Below are 15,157 nucleotides of genomic sequence, written 5' to 3' on the forward strand. Positions count from 1 at the left end.
CGATGAACAAGTACTTTTTCAGCGACATGAACGTTATGCTAGGACGTTCCATGCGCCATATTTTTCGCAGCATGGACACCATCATCACGGTCTGCATTACACCGATTGCGATGATGCTGCTGTTTGTCTATGTGTTTGGCGGCGCAATTCAAACCGATACGGATAACTATGTGAATTATCTGTTGCCCGGCATCCTGCTGATTGCGATTGCAAGCGGGATATCCTACACGGCTTACCGCCTGTTTATGGATAAGCAACGGGGCATCATTGAGCGGTTTCACTCCATGCCGATTGCTCGTTCCGCCGTGCTGTGGGGGCACGTGCTGACCTCGGTGGTATCCAACGTCATTTCTCTTATCGTCATCATTGTCGTAGCACTTATTATGGGCTTTCGCTCTTCGGCAGGGATTCTTCCATGGCTCGCCGTAACCGGCATACTCGTTCTGTTTACGCTGGCTTTAACTTGGGTTGCGGCGATTGCCGGATTGTCCGGTAAATCGGTCGAAGGTGCAAGCGCATTTTCCTATCCGCTTATCTTCCTCCCGTTTATCAGCTCGGCCTTTGTGCCGACCGATTCGATGCCGAAGGTCGTTCGCGCTTTTGCCGAAAATCAGCCGGTAACTTCAATCGTGGAAACCATCCGTGCGCTATTATCAAATCAACCGGTAGGCAATGATATCTGGATTGCGCTTGCGTGGTGTATCGGCATTATGCTCGTCGCTTATTTCTTTGCGATGCGTGTGTACAATCAGAGAGCAGCTTAATGTTTGCAGGCTTTATAATAAAAATCGCGGTCAAAACCCGTTAAGAAATCCCTTTTATTAGGGAACTCTTGGCGGGATTTTTTTTTGCGAAATGGATTGAAATTATTGTATTCGTTGAATATAATACAAGACATAACAATATAAAGCGTTTTCAAGAGAAGGTGGAGCCATGAATATTGCAGGCATGAATATTACGTACAGGCATTTTCCGTTCGAGCATTTTCTTGAATCCATGACGGAGCTGGGGGTGGATCGGATCGAGCTGTGGGCAGGCGAGCCCCATTTTTACGTGTATCGGGGAGGGATCGGCCAATTAAGGCGCATCAGGAAGGATCTCAAATCAAGGAACATGAAGGTGGTTTGTTATACCCCAGAACAATGCGTGTATCCGTTTAATCTTGCGGCTTCGGATCAGGAGCTGCGGCAGAGAAGCGTTGATTACTTTGTCGAAAATGTATACGCAGCGCTGGAATTGGACGCCAACATGATGCTGGTCACCTCTGGAATCGGAAGCTTTCATGTACCCGTCGAGGAGTCCTGGAAGTATGCCGCCGATTCGATCGGTCGGCTGTCCAAGGTGGCAGAGCGGGAGGGAGTCACGCTTGCTTTGGAGCCTTTAACCCGCTTCGAATCGAACCTCATCACCGACGTCAAAGGCATTCAACGAATGATGGACGAGATCCGATCGCCGGCGCTCAAAGGAATGATCGACACCGTAGCGATGCAGCTCGCCGGGGAGAGACCAGAGGATTATTTCTCTACGCTGAAGGAACTCTGCCATTTTCACTTGATCGACGGGGATGGAGCGACGGACGCTCATCTGGCCTTGGACGAGGGGACGCTGGATTGGAGAGGTTACCTTGAAAGTCTTAAACGGCATGGATACCAAGGCACTTGTTCGTTGGAAATCATGGGATTTCATTATTATCAAGATCCGCACGATACACTCATGCATTCGATCCGGAAAATACGGGAAATAGGCATCTAATCATCTTGATATGGAGGAACTCACGATGAGTAATGGCACACTTACACGAAAGCTGGGCTTTTGGTCCGCTTTGGCTTTGGCCGTCGGAACGACGATCGGCTCCGGGATATTCGTCTCGACCGGAGACGTAGCCAGAGCCGCGGGATTGCCCTCGATATCGATACTGGCCTGGATTATCGGCGGCGTGATCGCCATACCGCAAGTCATGGTGCTAGCGGAGCTGTCAACGGCCTATCCCGAAAATGGAAGCGGTTACGTTTATCTGAACAAGGCGGGCTGGCGACCGCTTGCCTTCCTGTATGGCTGGGCGACGTTCTGGGCGCTGGATCCCCCGTCCATTTCGATCATGGCGCTGGCGATCGTCACGTATCTGGCAACCTTTTTTCCGTTTTTCTCGGGAATCGCCGGCAAACTGCTGGGGATCGCGATCATTCTGTTCATCACCTCCATTCACTACCGGAGCGTGAAGGAGGGTGGGCGATTTCAAGTCGTCATTACGCTGATCAAAATCATTCCATTTCTGATCGTGATCGTTTTAGGTTTGATGTACATGAATTACGATCACTTCTCCTACACCCCCGCGCCCGGCTCCGCAAGCGGCAGCTTGATTGGCGGCATTTCGGCCACAACCTGGGCCTACACGGGCATGGCGTCGATCTGCTTCATGGCGGGAGAAATCCGGAATCCGGGCAAAGTGCTGCCAAAAGCGCTCATTAGCTCGGTGCTGATTGTCCTGGGGTTATACACGCTGCTTTCGGTGTGCATTACGGGGCTTATGCCCTTTGACAAATTGCTGGGTTCCAGCGCTGCCGTGTCCGATGCGGTCAGCTATATTCCGGGGTTGGCCAACATCGCGTCCCCATTCGTGGCGGTCACGGCCATCATCGTCATCCTAGGCTCCTTAAGCTCGTGCATCATGTTCCAGCCCCGCCTGGAATACGCCATGGCCAAGGACGGGCTGTTCTTTCGACGGTTTGCCAAGGTTCATCCCAAGTATGAAACACCAAGTTTTTCGATTGTGGCCCAGGTGAGTTATGCCTGCATCCTTGTATTTTTCAGTGATTTAACTTCGCTGCTCGGGTATTTTACCCTGATCCAGCTGGTCATCAACATTTTGGACTTTGCCGCCGTCTATAAATGCCGGAAAAGGGAGGATTATAAGCCGATTTACAGAATGCCTATTTGGAGGGTGACGACGGTTCTGGCCATTCTTGGAGCGGCGTGGCTTGCTTGGGGAACGTTTACCTGGGCTCCACTTGAGGGGATGATCGCCGCGTTGATCGTCATCGCAACCGGCTTGCCCGTCTACTATTACTGGGAAAAGAAATATGGCCGAACAAGGGACCCGGACAACAAACCGCATATCGTGGCGTAACGATCTGTCATTTAAAAAATGATTGCAACAAATGTATTACCAAAATATAATACAAGACATAACAAATAAAGAATCGGAGCGCACCTGCTCTGGTACAGGAGGAATCGATCAATGTTTAAATTTGACGAAGAGCTTTTCCTAAGACTTGTTGAAACAGAAGGGCTGGCATACCGAAGCCAAATCGAGGAGATTGTGGACGGGATCTGCCGGAAAGGTTACAGCAACATTTTCATGATCGGTGCCGGCGGCACGATCGCCATGATGTACCCTTACGAATATATCCTCAAATCCAATTCGTCGATCGACGTGCACGCGGAAATCGCCGCCGAATTCGTGGTGATGAACAACAAGCATTTCAGCAAAGATTCGGTATGTATCTTCACCTCGGTATCGGGAACCACCAAGGAGATGATCGAGGCCATCGAATACTGCAAATCTCGGGGGGCAACAACCTTTGCTTTGGTGGCCGAGCCGGATACGCCGATCACCAAGCTGGTGGACCACTGCATCACGACGGGATCGGAGAAGCATTCCTTCGATACGTTTTTCATGCTGCTGTATATGGTCGTATTCCGGTTCATGCATAACCGTAACGAGTTCCCTCAATACGAACAGTTCACGAAAGAAGTAGCCCTGCTTCCGCGGGCTATTCTGGACGCCGTCAAAGCATTCGACCCCAAGGCGGAAGCTTTTGCCATTGAGCATAAAGACACCGACTACCACATGATGGTCGGCTCCGGTAACCTGTGGGGCAATACGTATTCTTATGCCATGTGCGTGCTGGAAGAGATGCAGTGGATCAAGGCCAAATCGATTCATGCAGCCGAGTTCTTCCACGGTACGCTCGAGCTTGTGGTGGAAGATACCAGCGTTATCCTGCTGAAGGGCGAGGATGAGACTCGGCCGCTGACAGATCGCGTAGAACGTTTTGCCGAAAAAGTCACGAAGCGACTGACGGTCATCGATACCAAGGATTTTGCCATGGAAGGTATCAGCGAAGAGTTCCGGAAGCATTTCGCAGTCAGCATCAACTGGGCGCTGCTCAGCCGGATCAGCGTCTATCTGGAACGCGAGAGAAACCATCCGCTAACGCTGAGAAGATATTACCGCAAGATGGAATATTAATATGCACCGGGAGTGCTGCAATACCAGGCGGCACTCTTCTTTGAACAGAGGGAAGGTGAGAGAAAATGCGAATCGTGACCGTCGGAGACAACTGCATGGACGTGTATCAGTCTACCGGTGAGGCTTACCCTGGAGGAAACCCGGTGAACGTGGCCGTCTATTTGACTGAATTGGGCGCGGACACCGCCTATATTGGCTGGGTGGGAACCGACCGTTATGGGGAGATCATGGTCCGGGCGATCCAGGATAAGGGCGTCGATACGTCAAGGGTATCGGCCAAAGAAGGGACCACTGCGGTGACCTACGTCGAAATGGCAGGCAGCGAAAGAAAGCTGGGAGATTATGAGGAAGGCGTAATGTCCGGCTTCTCCCTCAGTCCGGAGGATCTTCGGTTTACGGAGTCGTTTCAGCTCGTCCATTCCGCAATATGGGGCCATGCCGACCGCTATTATCCTTTTTTTAAAGAAAAGGGGCTGCTGACCTCTTTTGACTTTGCCGATAAGCTGGACCATGAACTCGTAACGACGCTTGCGCCTTATGTGGACTATCCGTTTTTGTCTTATACGCAGGATGACGAGCATATCCGGAATCTGATGAGGGAAATCAAGGCCCGGGGTCCCCGAATCGTCGTGGCTACCTTGGGCGACAACGGCTCGCTGGCTTATGACGGCGTCCAATTTTATAAGCATGGGATCGTTGAAGTAGAGGTCGTCGATACGCTGGGGGCGGGGGATTCTTTTATTGCCGGGTTTATTTACGGGACGCTGAGCGGGCTTCCGGTCGATAAATGCCTGGAGCAAGGCGCGCAAAGGGCCGCGAAAACCATCAGCTATTTTGCCGCATGGTGACTGAGGGCGACCATCAATGTATAATAGAGGGATAAGAAATGATCATTGATGGATAAGGATGAATGCTCGATGAATTTAAATCCTTCGACCCCTCAACCGCTGTATATGCAGATCCGGCAGATGTTGAAGAATGACATCCAGCACGGGCGATACAAACCGGATGAGCAAATACCGACGGAAGCAGAGCTGTGCGACATTTATAACGTAAGCCGGATTACGATCCGCAAAGCGATTGAGGAACTGGTGCGGGAAGGAGCCCTTACCCGGATTCCGCGGCGGGGGACTTTTGTGGCCTCCAACAAATTTCACAACGAGCTGCTGTCTGTAAGCGGATTCTCGGAGTTCAGCCACCAGCTTGGCATGATTCCGAATTCCCGCATTCTACGAAGCAATGTCATTGAAGCGACGGAAGAGGTGGCCGGGCATCTTGCGATTGAAGCCGGCAGCCCTGTCCTGGAGCTGGAGCGTCTCATGTATGTCAATGAACGCCCGCTGTTCTACGATATCGCGCATTATTCCCTGACCCGATTCCCCGATCTGGAGAAGAAGATCGCGATGAACGAGTCCACGTATAAAATTTTGGCCGAGGAATACGGGACGGAGATCGTAAGCAACGATAAAGAAATCGATGTCATTAGCGCGACACAGGACTATGCCAAGCTGCTGGAATGCGATGTCGGGGCCAATTTGTTTCGGATTTTGAAAATCGCCTTCGATGCCAAGGACGAGCCCGTACATCTCTCCACGTTCATGTGTGAAACCAATCGGGTGACTTTGACGGTGCATCGGGCCAAGCAGGCGGATTAGAAACACGAATAGTTTCGCGTACAACCACGCTGAAATGTTAACTGTTCGTCGAGTTTCATGAGATTATGTTGAGCGGGGCTAATCTATTTTGATTTCGCATACAAGGGAGTCCAATGGAGAGACCGCTTTGAGAGGGGCCCGTATGCAAATCAGCAAGCGTTAAAACCTTTTACATAGGTTTTAACGCTTTTTTTTATGCAATCAACGGTAAAGGATTGCCAAACATGATGAACGTTTTTCCAGCAAATTGTGCAACCTTAAAACCATGCTATCCCATTATTCTTTGAGCGCACCGATCATCACGCCGTGCACAAAATATTTTTGCAGAAACGGATACAGAACCAAGATCGGCAATGTTGATACAATGATCGTTGCGTACTTTATGGTGATCCCGATATCCAGACGATCGCCGGTCGCTGCTCCTGTCATCATACTATCTGTGCTGTTGGAAATCAGAATCTCCCTGAGCACCAGCTGCAGAGGGAACAGCTCCCGGTCACGTAAATAAATCAATGCATTAAAATACGAATTCCAATGTCCGACGGCATACCATAAAATCATGACGGCAATCACGGGCATAGAAAGGGGGATAATAATCCGGGTCATGATCACCCAGTCAGTCGCTCCGTCGATGCGTGCCGATTCCTCCAAGCTTGCCGGAATGCCTTGAAATGCCGTTCGCATTATAATTAAGTTGAACGAGTTGATTGCTCCTGGCAGGAGAAGGGCCCAAGGCGTATTTAACATCCCAAGATTATTAACCAGCAGGTAAGACGGAATAAGCCCACCACTGAATACCATGGTGATCACGATCAGGAGCATGATGTGGTTTTTGAAATAAACATTACGACGGGAAAGTGCATAGGCACCGAGCGTTGTCATGATCAAGTTGATGACTGTTCCTGTTGTCACGTACAACAGCGTATTCCGGTAGCCAGTTGTAACCATAGGATTTTCGAGTACCGCTTTATAGGCATCGAAACTAAACCCTTGTGGATAGAACAGCATGCCGCGAAACTGGGCCATTTCTGTAGGATTGCTTAGTGATGCAAACAGGATATAAATAAACGGATAGAGTGTAACGAAGCAAAGCAATACCATAAAGCAGAGATTGAACCAAGAAAACACAGTTTCACCCAGTGAACGTTTAGTGGTCATTTTTCTTGCTCCTCCTTTTACCACAGCCTGTGTTCGCTTACCCGCTTGCTAATTGTATTGGCCAGTGTAAGCAATATGAAGCTGATGACTGAATTGAACAAGCCTACGGCAGCGGAATACCCGAAATCTGCACCAAGAATACCTTTTCGATACACATAGGTTGAAATAACATCAGCCGTTTCGTAAGTAAGCGGGTTGTAGAGCAAAATGATTTTTTCACTTCCTACGGCAAGCATCGATCCTATATTAAGGATAAATAAGATTACAATGGTCGGCATAATGCCTGGGATGGTGATATGCAACGTTTGCTTCCAACGACCTGCGCCATCGATACGAGCCGCATCATACAGAGTAGGATCAATGGAGGACATTGCGGCGAGATAGATAATAGATCCCCAGCCGATTCCTTGCCAGATCCCGGAGGATACATAAATAGAGCGAAACCATCCCGGCTCTTGCAGGAAAGCGATGGGCTCATATCCAAAAAAACCGAGGATATTATTAATCAGACCATCACGGGCAACAAAGTCGACAAGCATTCCGGCTACTACTACGATTGAAATAAAGTGAGGGAGGTAACTAATCGTCTGTACAACGCGTTTGAAGAAGATAAGTCGAATCTCATTAAGTAATAGAGCCAGGATAATTGGGGCAGGAAATGCAAATAACAATTCATAAAAGCTGATCATTAAGGTGTTTCGAAGCAGTCGCCAAAAGTAAGGGTTTTCAAAAAAATTCTGGAAGTGGGTAAAACCCACCCATGGACTTTGCCACACCCCATCGGCTATACCATAATCCTTAAAAGCTATGAGCAGGCCATACATAGGACCATAATGAAAAATGGCGTAATAAATCAAAACAGGAACAAGCATCAAATAAATATAGCGATTACGAACCAAGTCCCTCTTGATGATACTCTTTTTGCTTTCAGCAGGTACTCTAACTGCTGAAAGCATAGAGCTTCTATCTAAATCAGACACGAATTCTCCCTCCCGGATGTCCGGAAAACGGCAAGCTGCCCCATGCCATCTTCCGGAATTGTTGGTAATGCTTATCGGTTGTTGTATCTTTCTAAAGCTGCTTGTTGAATTTGGATCGCTTCCTCGATTCCTAAACCTTTTAGCATTTCTACATAGGTATCGAAATTTTCGAGCGGCTCTGAACCCATAATAAATTTGAGAATCATTTCGTCTTTAAATGTATTAACGTCAGTCATAATCGAGGAATATCGGCTGCTATCTTCTACAGAGATACTAACGGGAGGCATTCTTTTTTCTTGTGTAGTATTTGACCACAATGTCATTGCTTCTTTTTGTTCCGGCTTGGTCGTATACTGCTGCGTATGACGTACATCCTGCACAAAAGGACCTGATGTAGCGCCCATAATATGCTTTCTGAAGGCTTGGGAAATCGGCAGCCCGTCAGGATTATTCAAGATAGCATCCGTATACTGGGGCTGGTCGTCAACTAATGTGTAGGTTTCGCCTTCTTTTCCGAAATTCATGATGAGTTTTCCTTCTTCACTGTACAAGTAATCCAGGAATTTTACGGTTTCAACAACGTTTTTGTTACTTCCGGTTATCGCTGCGAAGATGCCGGTAACGGGATTATCCATATGTCCGAACACCGGCTTTTCGCCAGGATGCAAAGTCGGATAGGGGGTTCCGACAAGTTTAAAATCCGGTTGGCTCTTCGCCATCAAGTCCATGTATTTTCCTATTCCGCCATTGAGAAATAACACCGTCGATCCGACCTGATTTCCTGTTATTTTGGCATCTGTCATCTTGGCATCCGCTGTCGCGAAGTCCTTGTCGAGCAGTCCTTCGTTATACCATTGGTTCATTGTGGCCAAGTATTCCTTGAAACCGGGTTCAATGGGTCCGTATTTGACGATATCATTCTCCCGGTAGAAATCATTAGGTGTTCCGAAGGCACCGGCAAAAGCTAGTTCTCCTGCCGGAATGAGAATCGGAATTTCGTCCGCTTCACCATTTCCGTTGGGGTCTTGCTCTTTAAACGCTTTCAAAACGGCGTACCATTCATCAATGGTCGTTGGTACAGACAAATTTAATTGATCCAGCCAGTCTTTGCGAATTGCTGGTCCCAAAAACACTTGCTGGGTGACGTCCTCCCGAATGAACGGAAAGCCAATGAGATCTCCATTGTCTGTAGAAGCCATTTTTCTCCATTCCGGATGATCGTCCAGCAGTTTTTTTAAGTTGGGGGCATGATCCAAATAATCATTCAATGGAATGAGTTTCTTATCTCTGATTGCTTTCTGTGCTCCACCGGGGTAAGCGTTCCATCCATAATCTACAACATCAGGCAGTTTATTTGATGCTACCATCAAGTTGAATTGTTCCCCGAGTTGACCTTGTGCCGGATGCTGAAATTCAATTTCCACCCCGGTTCTGGCCTCAATTTCCTTCCATGAAGTAACTTCTCCATAACTCTTCATAATGGCGGCAGCATCCGGAAACAATTCTACCCAATACGTTAATTTCGTTAGTGGTTGATTCTGCTTTGATCCCGTGGGTTCCGCCACCTCCGATCCTTTCCCACTGCACGCAGCCAGCGTAGTTGTAAACAGTCCCAAGATCATTAAGACAATTGCATACCTGCTTATCTTTCGTGTGTGCATGAACAAATCGCCCCTTCTCCAAAAGTTATGTTCATTCATTTGGAATGACGGTTTATCATCTGATCTGCAGGAGCATCCCACCCGGGATGCCCTCACGGATCATTTCAGCGTGGAACCCCAGTCGTATGGATCGTTTTGGCCGGTATAAATGCCCTTGACGACGCGATAGGCAAGCTTGGGTTTCCGGTATTCGTTGAGCAGCCCTTTGTTATTGAAGGATCGTGCCCGATCCCTGAAGTGGGGAAGATGACTCTGCAGCTGGGCCCTTGTATCTACAAACTGCCAGACGTAGGTGCCGCTAATCTTCGGATCGGACCGGAAGAGCTTCAGGGACTTGCCGAGGATATCAGCCTGGTAGTCCTCGCTGAACAGACGGGGTTCCCAGCCGGAATCACCGAATACGCCTGCTCCGCCAAATTCGGTCATAAGCACCGGAGTGCTCTCTGCTCCATATTCCTTGCAGCGCGCATGAAAGACTTCAAGCATTTCTTCGAACTCGACATGTCCGAAATACCATCCGCAATAATAGTTAATTCCGATAACGTCAAATAGTCCGAGGCAGATGTCTTTCATGGGGTGCATCGTGGCATAAGCCACCAGTCTTGACGGATCTTTACTCCTAACGAGTTCTGTCATCTTGATAGACAATTCATAGGCCTGCTTGGAGCGCGTATCAATCTCGTTATGGACAGACCAGAACAGGATGGAGGGATGGTGAAGATCTCGCTCAATCATCTCATCCATCATGGTCATCGCGCGTTCAACGAATAGCGGGTCGCCCGTCTCCGCAGCAGGAAATGCGGCCCCCCAAATCGGAATTTCGCTCCAGAAGAGCACGCCACGCTCATCCAGCAGATCAAGCCAGTATTCACTTTGAGGGTAATGTGACCCCCGTACAGTGTTGCATCCCATCTGCTGGATAATATCAAGCTCCTTGGTCATCAATTTGTTGGGGAAAGCGAAGCCCCATTCAGGGTGTTCCTCGTGACGGTTAACTCCCTGCAGATAAAGCTCCTTGCCGTTTAGCAGAATCTTCTTGTTCCGGGTCTCCACGGTGCGGAACCCGATGCGGTCTGTATGGTCGTCATGCCCGGCTACGGATCTGATCATGTAGAGAACAGGATCCTCCGGTTCCCACCGCTGGAGGTCCGTCCAGGTTTGTTCCACGACTAGTTCCATGCTGCCTTTGGCAGGTAGGGAAGCGCTGTCAGCAAAGAATATCTCATTATTCCGATAGAGGGATAGGGGCACTTCGACTGAAGTGTCCGACATGGAGCGGAGCTTAAGCAAGATTCGGACATCAGCACTGGAATCTCCTGTCATCTCGTAGGTGATACGCATTCTCTCGATCGAGACATCAGGCAGTCGTTGTACCTCTACGGGCCGGATGATTCCGCCGTAATGAAACCAGTCTACAACGTGGTATGGCAAAGTGTTGCGCCCCAGCGTGCTGTCTGTGCGGACGACAAGTTGGTGAACCCCGGCTGTGACATTAGGGATCGTGAAATCAAATGGAGTAAATCCACCATAATGGTATCCCAGATGCTGACCATCCCAGTACACATCGGCATGACCCATCACGGCGTGGAACAATAGACGCAGATGGCTGCTCTCGTCAAGTGTTACCCAAGTCCGGTACCATGCCACTCCTTCGTAGTCGAACTTACCGAGCTCGTTATTCCAACAGGACGGCACCGGTATACGATCATGCATGGAAGGAAAGTTTGTGTGCCAATCCTCAGATAATCCAATATCATCCTTGTCAAAAACGAAATCCCATAACCCGTCGAGAAATTGGCATTCCCTAAGTCGATGCTGCTGAAACGTGCGGATCATATTTACCATCTCCAATGATTTTTCTTTAGATATTCAATAACTGCTGGTCTGTATGTTCGGAGTGTAGCACCTTCAGCAAGTAAGGGACAATGGCAAAAACAATCCTAATCATTTATCATAAATGATACAAATCATAATAAAGGGGGAAACCAATGGAATATGCTTTGGGAAATATGGTGGTGCATATACACTGGGTACTCGCAAAGCCGGCGCTGCCAGGCTGGGAGGATATTCGGCAGACCGTTTCCGGGCATACCTTTTACTACATCTACAGCGGTAAGGGAATTTTCCGCAGTGAGGAGGGGGACGTAGAAGTTGAAGGAGGCACATTGGTGTACCTTTGGCCCAGGTTGCCTCTTCATATGAAGTCCTCCGAGACGCACCCGCTTCGAATGACGATGCTGCTCTTTGATTGCGCTTCGCTAAGAAAGAATGAGAATGGGTGGGATGCCCCTGAGCCTATTGAACGACTGCGGCTGCCATTTCTTTTGCCTTTACAGAGTGAGCGTATGGGAAAGATCGGAGAGCTGTTCCGTGAAGCGGAGAGAGAATGGGTGCCTGGAGATCTCGTTCGAGAGGCGCGAGTAAAATCTGTCTGGTATCGCTTATTGCAAGAGGTGCACGAGGCGGCGGAAGCAGGTGGAAGAAACCATGGTGAGGAAGGAATAACAGCGGCTCTTCGCAGGTTCAAGGAGAAACTGGACACGGGATTTGCCACCGAGTTTCGCATCACCGAATTGGCGGAGCAGACTGGTTTCTCGCCTGTTTATATACGCAGAAGCTTCGCAGCACGTTACGGGTGCAGTCCCAAGGAATACCTGGACCAGCTTCGCAATGAGCATGCCCTCCGCCAGCTCCGATTCACAGGTGATTCCGTCACGGATATAGCGAGAGCATGTGGTTACACTGACGTCTACCAGTTCAGCAAAACGTTTAAGAAGCGCAATGGTCTATCTCCGAGCGAATACCGCAGAACACAAAGAGAGTGATACCCGCCTGAACATCTGTCAGACATAGATTTTGCCTTCAATAGGAGCATTATTACGAACTTAATCTTGTTGAGCGGTATCGATAACTAGATTTAAGATATCTGATAAAGAACATTTGTTCTCTCGGATAAGATTTATAGATGAACTTTACGATTAGAAAGTCGCATGATTTGCGGCTTTTTTGTCATAAGTAACTGGGTTCTTGTCAGAACTCATTGACAAAAACTTAGTTGCGTAGCTGACTAGACAGGTGTATTTAAGGCTTAAGACTAAACATTAAAGCACAACGATAACTTTCTTAAAATTGATTTAGGAGGAATCAATGGTACACCCGCATTATCCTTCGCACTTGCATGAATGTTGTATAGTTATTGGAAACGAAAGGTGGGGGATGTTATTGAAACTCTGAGTTCTTCAAAATTCGCCCGAAGTGGTGCCATGTAGGGACTGGGATCATCATCCTCTGGTACTATAGGAGGTCTTTCCGATGAAATCCTTACATTCGTTATACAAATAAATACAGAGTGAGGTTCTACAATGAAAGCTGATAGCCCAGAACGCCAACGATTGCTGATCCAATCGATGCAGTCAACTTTAAAGAAACTCGAAAATGCTTATAACAACATGATTGGGAAAGAAGCAAACATAACCCTCATTAAGAAACGACGGGATGCCGTGAAAATCGCTTTAGATAGTCTAGAAAATGCTTGGCATGGAACAGGGTTTCCATACGAGATGTTGGACATCTTCGAAGCCCGAACTGTTATTGTCGGTATTCTTCCTTCTGTTAAAAAACAGTATCAAAACGCTAAAGAAGGCAGCCCTCAAAAGACGTTACTAGAAAGACGTATTGCTTCGATTGAAGCTGCCATAAATGCTCTGGATACCAAATCCGTTAAAGGGGATTCCAACTATGTGATTAAGGATGAAGTTTGAAGGGAAAAGATTAGGATAACTTGATCCCAATCCGATCCTTAAGAAGACTTTATCTCATTCTCGATGGATCGTAGGGCGGTCGTGAAGGCTGGATTCGTTAAAGTCTGATTCCCTTTTTTCGTTTTCATGTTTGACTTGATCGTAGAGCTAGCGTAAAATTCAATTATGGCAATTTTAGGTAATGCACTTACTTGAAAGTAAGGGGATGATCCATCGATGATTCATCAGCGTCAATGTCCGATTGAGACACTCATTCATGTTTTAGGCGGCAAATGGAAGCCCCTGATTTTATGGCATTTGATGGACTCTAATAAGCGATTCAATGATCTGGAGAAGCTCATACCTGAGGTGTCACAAAAAATGCTCTCACAGCATCTCCGGAATCTGGAACGGGAAGGCATTGTCGATAGAACGGTCCATCCTACGGTCCCTCCAAAAGTAGAATATTCACTCAGTGAGTACGGAAAAACATTGATCCCTGTAGCAGAAGTCATGTGTGCTTGGGGAGAAAATCATAACAAGCGGAATATTGAAGACTCAGCGTCATAACGGTGGTTCAATGACCTTGTACATGGCTTCAATAACCCCAAACAAAAGCTGTCACGGGAATCCCGGGCAGCTTTTGTTATTCCTGCGGTCGCAAAATGACAACATTAATTCAAGTGTGCACCACTCAATGACGACCGTATGAGTCAAGTAATTGAATTCGCCCCCCTTGGCACGTGGCATTCATTAACGAGTTTTAGATCCTAAATGCCCCATTCTGTAGAATTGCCGTCAATCTGCCTATAAAAGAGCTCCCATTTCCTCCTGATCTTCATGTTCATGTTGGTGTCCTTTTGTCATGCTTACTTTTTAGTAAGGACCCTACTTTAAAGTGGGTTCTTAACATCATGCAAGGGCGATGCTAAGCTTGATCTAACCAAATAATGGGGACACGAAAGAGGAGGAAAAACCAATGAAAATTGTTGTGTTTGGAGCGACAGGGAATACAGGGAAGAGAGTGCTGCTACAAGGGATAAAAATGGGTCATGAAATGACCGCTTTTGTGCGAAATTCGGAGAAGCTTTATGAGCAACTAGGCGAGCATTCCGCCAAGCATGTGAAGGTTATCGCGGGCGATATGATGGAACCGGCTAGCGTCGGTGAGGCGCTCGCGCATCAAGACGCCGCTATTCTTGCAGCGGGCCATGCGGGGCAGGGAGACGAATTTAATCGGATCGTTGACAACATTATTAGCCAATGTGAATCGGTGCCAAGTTTCTCCGGGCGGGTATGGGTAATGGGGGGAGCCGGCCTGCTGGATATACCTTATACAGATCTAATCGGCAACAATTTACCCGGCTTTCCACCTGAATACAGGAACCATAACCGGAACCTCGAAAGGCTGCAACAGACTGGACTCGATTGGTCCATGATGTGTCCGGGAACCATGACAGTGTCGAGAGAGCAGCCGGATTCGGTTCCTCTTCTTGTAACAACGGAAACCTTACCCGTTCCGGTTCCAGAGACGATCAAGGAATATTCCGAGACGGATATTGCCGGTTACTTGTTCAGTCGATTTCATGAGCTGAATGTGGCTTATGACGATGTGGTCACATGTATGCTGGAACATCTTGAGCTCGAAGGACCGTTTAAAGGAAAAAGGATCGGTCTAGCCTATCAAACCCAACATTTGACGGTGCGCTAA

General features: G+C 48.1%; 14 protein-coding genes. 10 read left to right on the plus strand and 4 right to left on the minus strand.

Annotation, left to right across the window (positions count from 1 at the left end; genetic code table 11):
* The first annotated feature begins 2 nt into the window (after positions 1-2).
* The 6 genes from NST08_RS15935 (at position 3) to NST08_RS15960 (ending at position 5,907) form a co-directional block, all read left to right on the plus strand.
* Positions 3-764 carry an ABC transporter permease gene (locus NST08_RS15935; RefSeq protein WP_007128057.1) on the plus strand — a complete coding sequence of 254 codons (762 nt, stop codon included), beginning with the start codon at positions 3-5 and terminating at the stop codon, positions 762-764.
* A gap of 169 nt (positions 765-933) precedes the next feature.
* The gene (locus tag NST08_RS15940) at positions 934-1,752 is read left to right on the plus strand and encodes a sugar phosphate isomerase/epimerase family protein (protein WP_341033345.1); all 819 of its coding nucleotides are present in this window, start codon (positions 934-936) and stop codon (positions 1,750-1,752) included.
* A gap of 25 nt (positions 1,753-1,777) precedes the next feature.
* Positions 1,778-3,127, plus strand: coding sequence for an amino acid permease (locus NST08_RS15945; RefSeq protein ID WP_340900496.1), 1,350 nt, complete (start codon positions 1,778-1,780; stop codon positions 3,125-3,127).
* 111 nt (positions 3,128-3,238) lie between these two features.
* Complete coding sequence (locus NST08_RS15950; protein ID WP_341033346.1) at positions 3,239-4,252, plus strand: SIS domain-containing protein; 1,014 nt, start codon at positions 3,239-3,241, stop codon at positions 4,250-4,252.
* A 65-nt stretch (positions 4,253-4,317) separates the two neighbouring features.
* A complete protein-coding gene (gene frlD / locus NST08_RS15955) occupies positions 4,318-5,100 on the plus strand; it encodes a fructoselysine 6-kinase (RefSeq protein ID WP_341033347.1) in 783 nt (260 codons plus the stop codon).
* A 69-nt stretch (positions 5,101-5,169) separates the two neighbouring features.
* Positions 5,170-5,907, plus strand: coding sequence for a GntR family transcriptional regulator (locus tag NST08_RS15960; protein WP_213615613.1), 738 nt, complete (start codon positions 5,170-5,172; stop codon positions 5,905-5,907).
* Positions 5,908-6,183: 276 nt separating this feature from the next.
* On the opposite strand, the gene NST08_RS15965 is transcribed toward NST08_RS15960, so the two are convergent.
* From NST08_RS15965 to NST08_RS15980, 4 genes are all read right to left on the minus strand, one after another.
* Positions 6,184-7,065: a carbohydrate ABC transporter permease gene (locus NST08_RS15965; protein WP_213615611.1), complete on the minus strand. Its 882-nt coding sequence runs from the start codon at positions 7,063-7,065 to the stop codon at positions 6,184-6,186.
* Between the two features lie 17 nt (positions 7,066-7,082).
* Positions 7,083-8,021 carry an ABC transporter permease gene (locus NST08_RS15970; protein ID WP_341035029.1) on the minus strand — a complete coding sequence of 313 codons (939 nt, stop codon included), beginning with the start codon at positions 8,019-8,021 and terminating at the stop codon, positions 7,083-7,085.
* Positions 8,022-8,116: 95 nt separating this feature from the next.
* The gene (locus tag NST08_RS15975) at positions 8,117-9,706 is read right to left on the minus strand and encodes an extracellular solute-binding protein (protein ID WP_213615609.1); all 1,590 of its coding nucleotides are present in this window, start codon (positions 9,704-9,706) and stop codon (positions 8,117-8,119) included.
* A 99-nt stretch (positions 9,707-9,805) separates the two neighbouring features.
* Positions 9,806-11,542 (minus strand): glycoside hydrolase family 2 protein, encoded by a 1,737-nt coding sequence (locus NST08_RS15980; RefSeq protein WP_341341977.1) that lies wholly within the window; start codon positions 11,540-11,542, stop codon positions 9,806-9,808.
* 152 nt (positions 11,543-11,694) lie between these two features.
* On the opposite strand from NST08_RS15980, the gene NST08_RS15985 reads away from it, so the two are divergent.
* The 4 genes from NST08_RS15985 (at position 11,695) to NST08_RS16000 (ending at position 15,157) form a co-directional block, all read left to right on the plus strand.
* Entirely contained in the window at positions 11,695-12,531 is an 837-nt protein-coding gene (locus tag NST08_RS15985; RefSeq protein WP_213615605.1) for an AraC family transcriptional regulator, read from the plus strand.
* A gap of 537 nt (positions 12,532-13,068) precedes the next feature.
* The gene (locus NST08_RS15990) at positions 13,069-13,467 is read left to right on the plus strand and encodes a hypothetical protein (RefSeq protein ID WP_341033352.1); all 399 of its coding nucleotides are present in this window, start codon (positions 13,069-13,071) and stop codon (positions 13,465-13,467) included.
* A gap of 216 nt (positions 13,468-13,683) precedes the next feature.
* Positions 13,684-14,016, plus strand: a complete 333-nt coding sequence (locus tag NST08_RS15995; RefSeq protein ID WP_007128050.1) for a winged helix-turn-helix transcriptional regulator — start codon at positions 13,684-13,686, stop codon at positions 14,014-14,016.
* A gap of 409 nt (positions 14,017-14,425) precedes the next feature.
* Positions 14,426-15,157: an NAD(P)-dependent oxidoreductase gene (locus NST08_RS16000; RefSeq protein WP_341033354.1), complete on the plus strand. Its 732-nt coding sequence runs from the start codon at positions 14,426-14,428 to the stop codon at positions 15,155-15,157.

The organism is Paenibacillus sp. FSL K6-1566, from assembly GCF_038050475.1.
GTDB lineage: Bacteria > Bacillota > Bacilli > Paenibacillales > Paenibacillaceae > Paenibacillus_AQ > Paenibacillus_AQ lactis.

Excerpts from the sequence above, each read along its gene's own strand:
- NST08_RS15935 (WP_007128057.1), top strand. The coding sequence starts at position 3 with ATGAACAAGTACTTTTTCAGCGACATGAACGTTATGCTAGGACGTTCC.
- NST08_RS15940 (WP_341033345.1), top strand. The coding sequence starts at position 934 with ATGAATATTGCAGGCATGAATATTACGTACAGGCATTTTCCGTTCGAG.
- NST08_RS15945 (WP_340900496.1), top strand. The coding sequence starts at position 1,778 with ATGAGTAATGGCACACTTACACGAAAGCTGGGCTTTTGGTCCGCTTTG.
- NST08_RS15950 (WP_341033346.1), top strand. The coding sequence starts at position 3,239 with ATGTTTAAATTTGACGAAGAGCTTTTCCTAAGACTTGTTGAAACAGAA.
- frlD (WP_341033347.1), top strand. The coding sequence starts at position 4,318 with ATGCGAATCGTGACCGTCGGAGACAACTGCATGGACGTGTATCAGTCT.
- NST08_RS15960 (WP_213615613.1), top strand. The coding sequence starts at position 5,170 with ATGAATTTAAATCCTTCGACCCCTCAACCGCTGTATATGCAGATCCGG.
- NST08_RS15965 (WP_213615611.1), bottom strand. The coding sequence starts at position 7,065 with ATGACCACTAAACGTTCACTGGGTGAAACTGTGTTTTCTTGGTTCAAT.
- NST08_RS15970 (WP_341035029.1), bottom strand. The coding sequence starts at position 8,021 with ATGCTTTCAGCAGTTAGAGTACCTGCTGAAAGCAAAAAGAGTATCATC.
- NST08_RS15975 (WP_213615609.1), bottom strand. The coding sequence starts at position 9,706 with ATGCACACACGAAAGATAAGCAGGTATGCAATTGTCTTAATGATCTTG.
- NST08_RS15980 (WP_341341977.1), bottom strand. The coding sequence starts at position 11,542 with ATGATCCGCACGTTTCAGCAGCATCGACTTAGGGAATGCCAATTTCTC.
- NST08_RS15985 (WP_213615605.1), top strand. The coding sequence starts at position 11,695 with ATGGAATATGCTTTGGGAAATATGGTGGTGCATATACACTGGGTACTC.
- NST08_RS15990 (WP_341033352.1), top strand. The coding sequence starts at position 13,069 with ATGAAAGCTGATAGCCCAGAACGCCAACGATTGCTGATCCAATCGATG.
- NST08_RS15995 (WP_007128050.1), top strand. The coding sequence starts at position 13,684 with ATGATTCATCAGCGTCAATGTCCGATTGAGACACTCATTCATGTTTTA.
- NST08_RS16000 (WP_341033354.1), top strand. The coding sequence starts at position 14,426 with ATGAAAATTGTTGTGTTTGGAGCGACAGGGAATACAGGGAAGAGAGTG.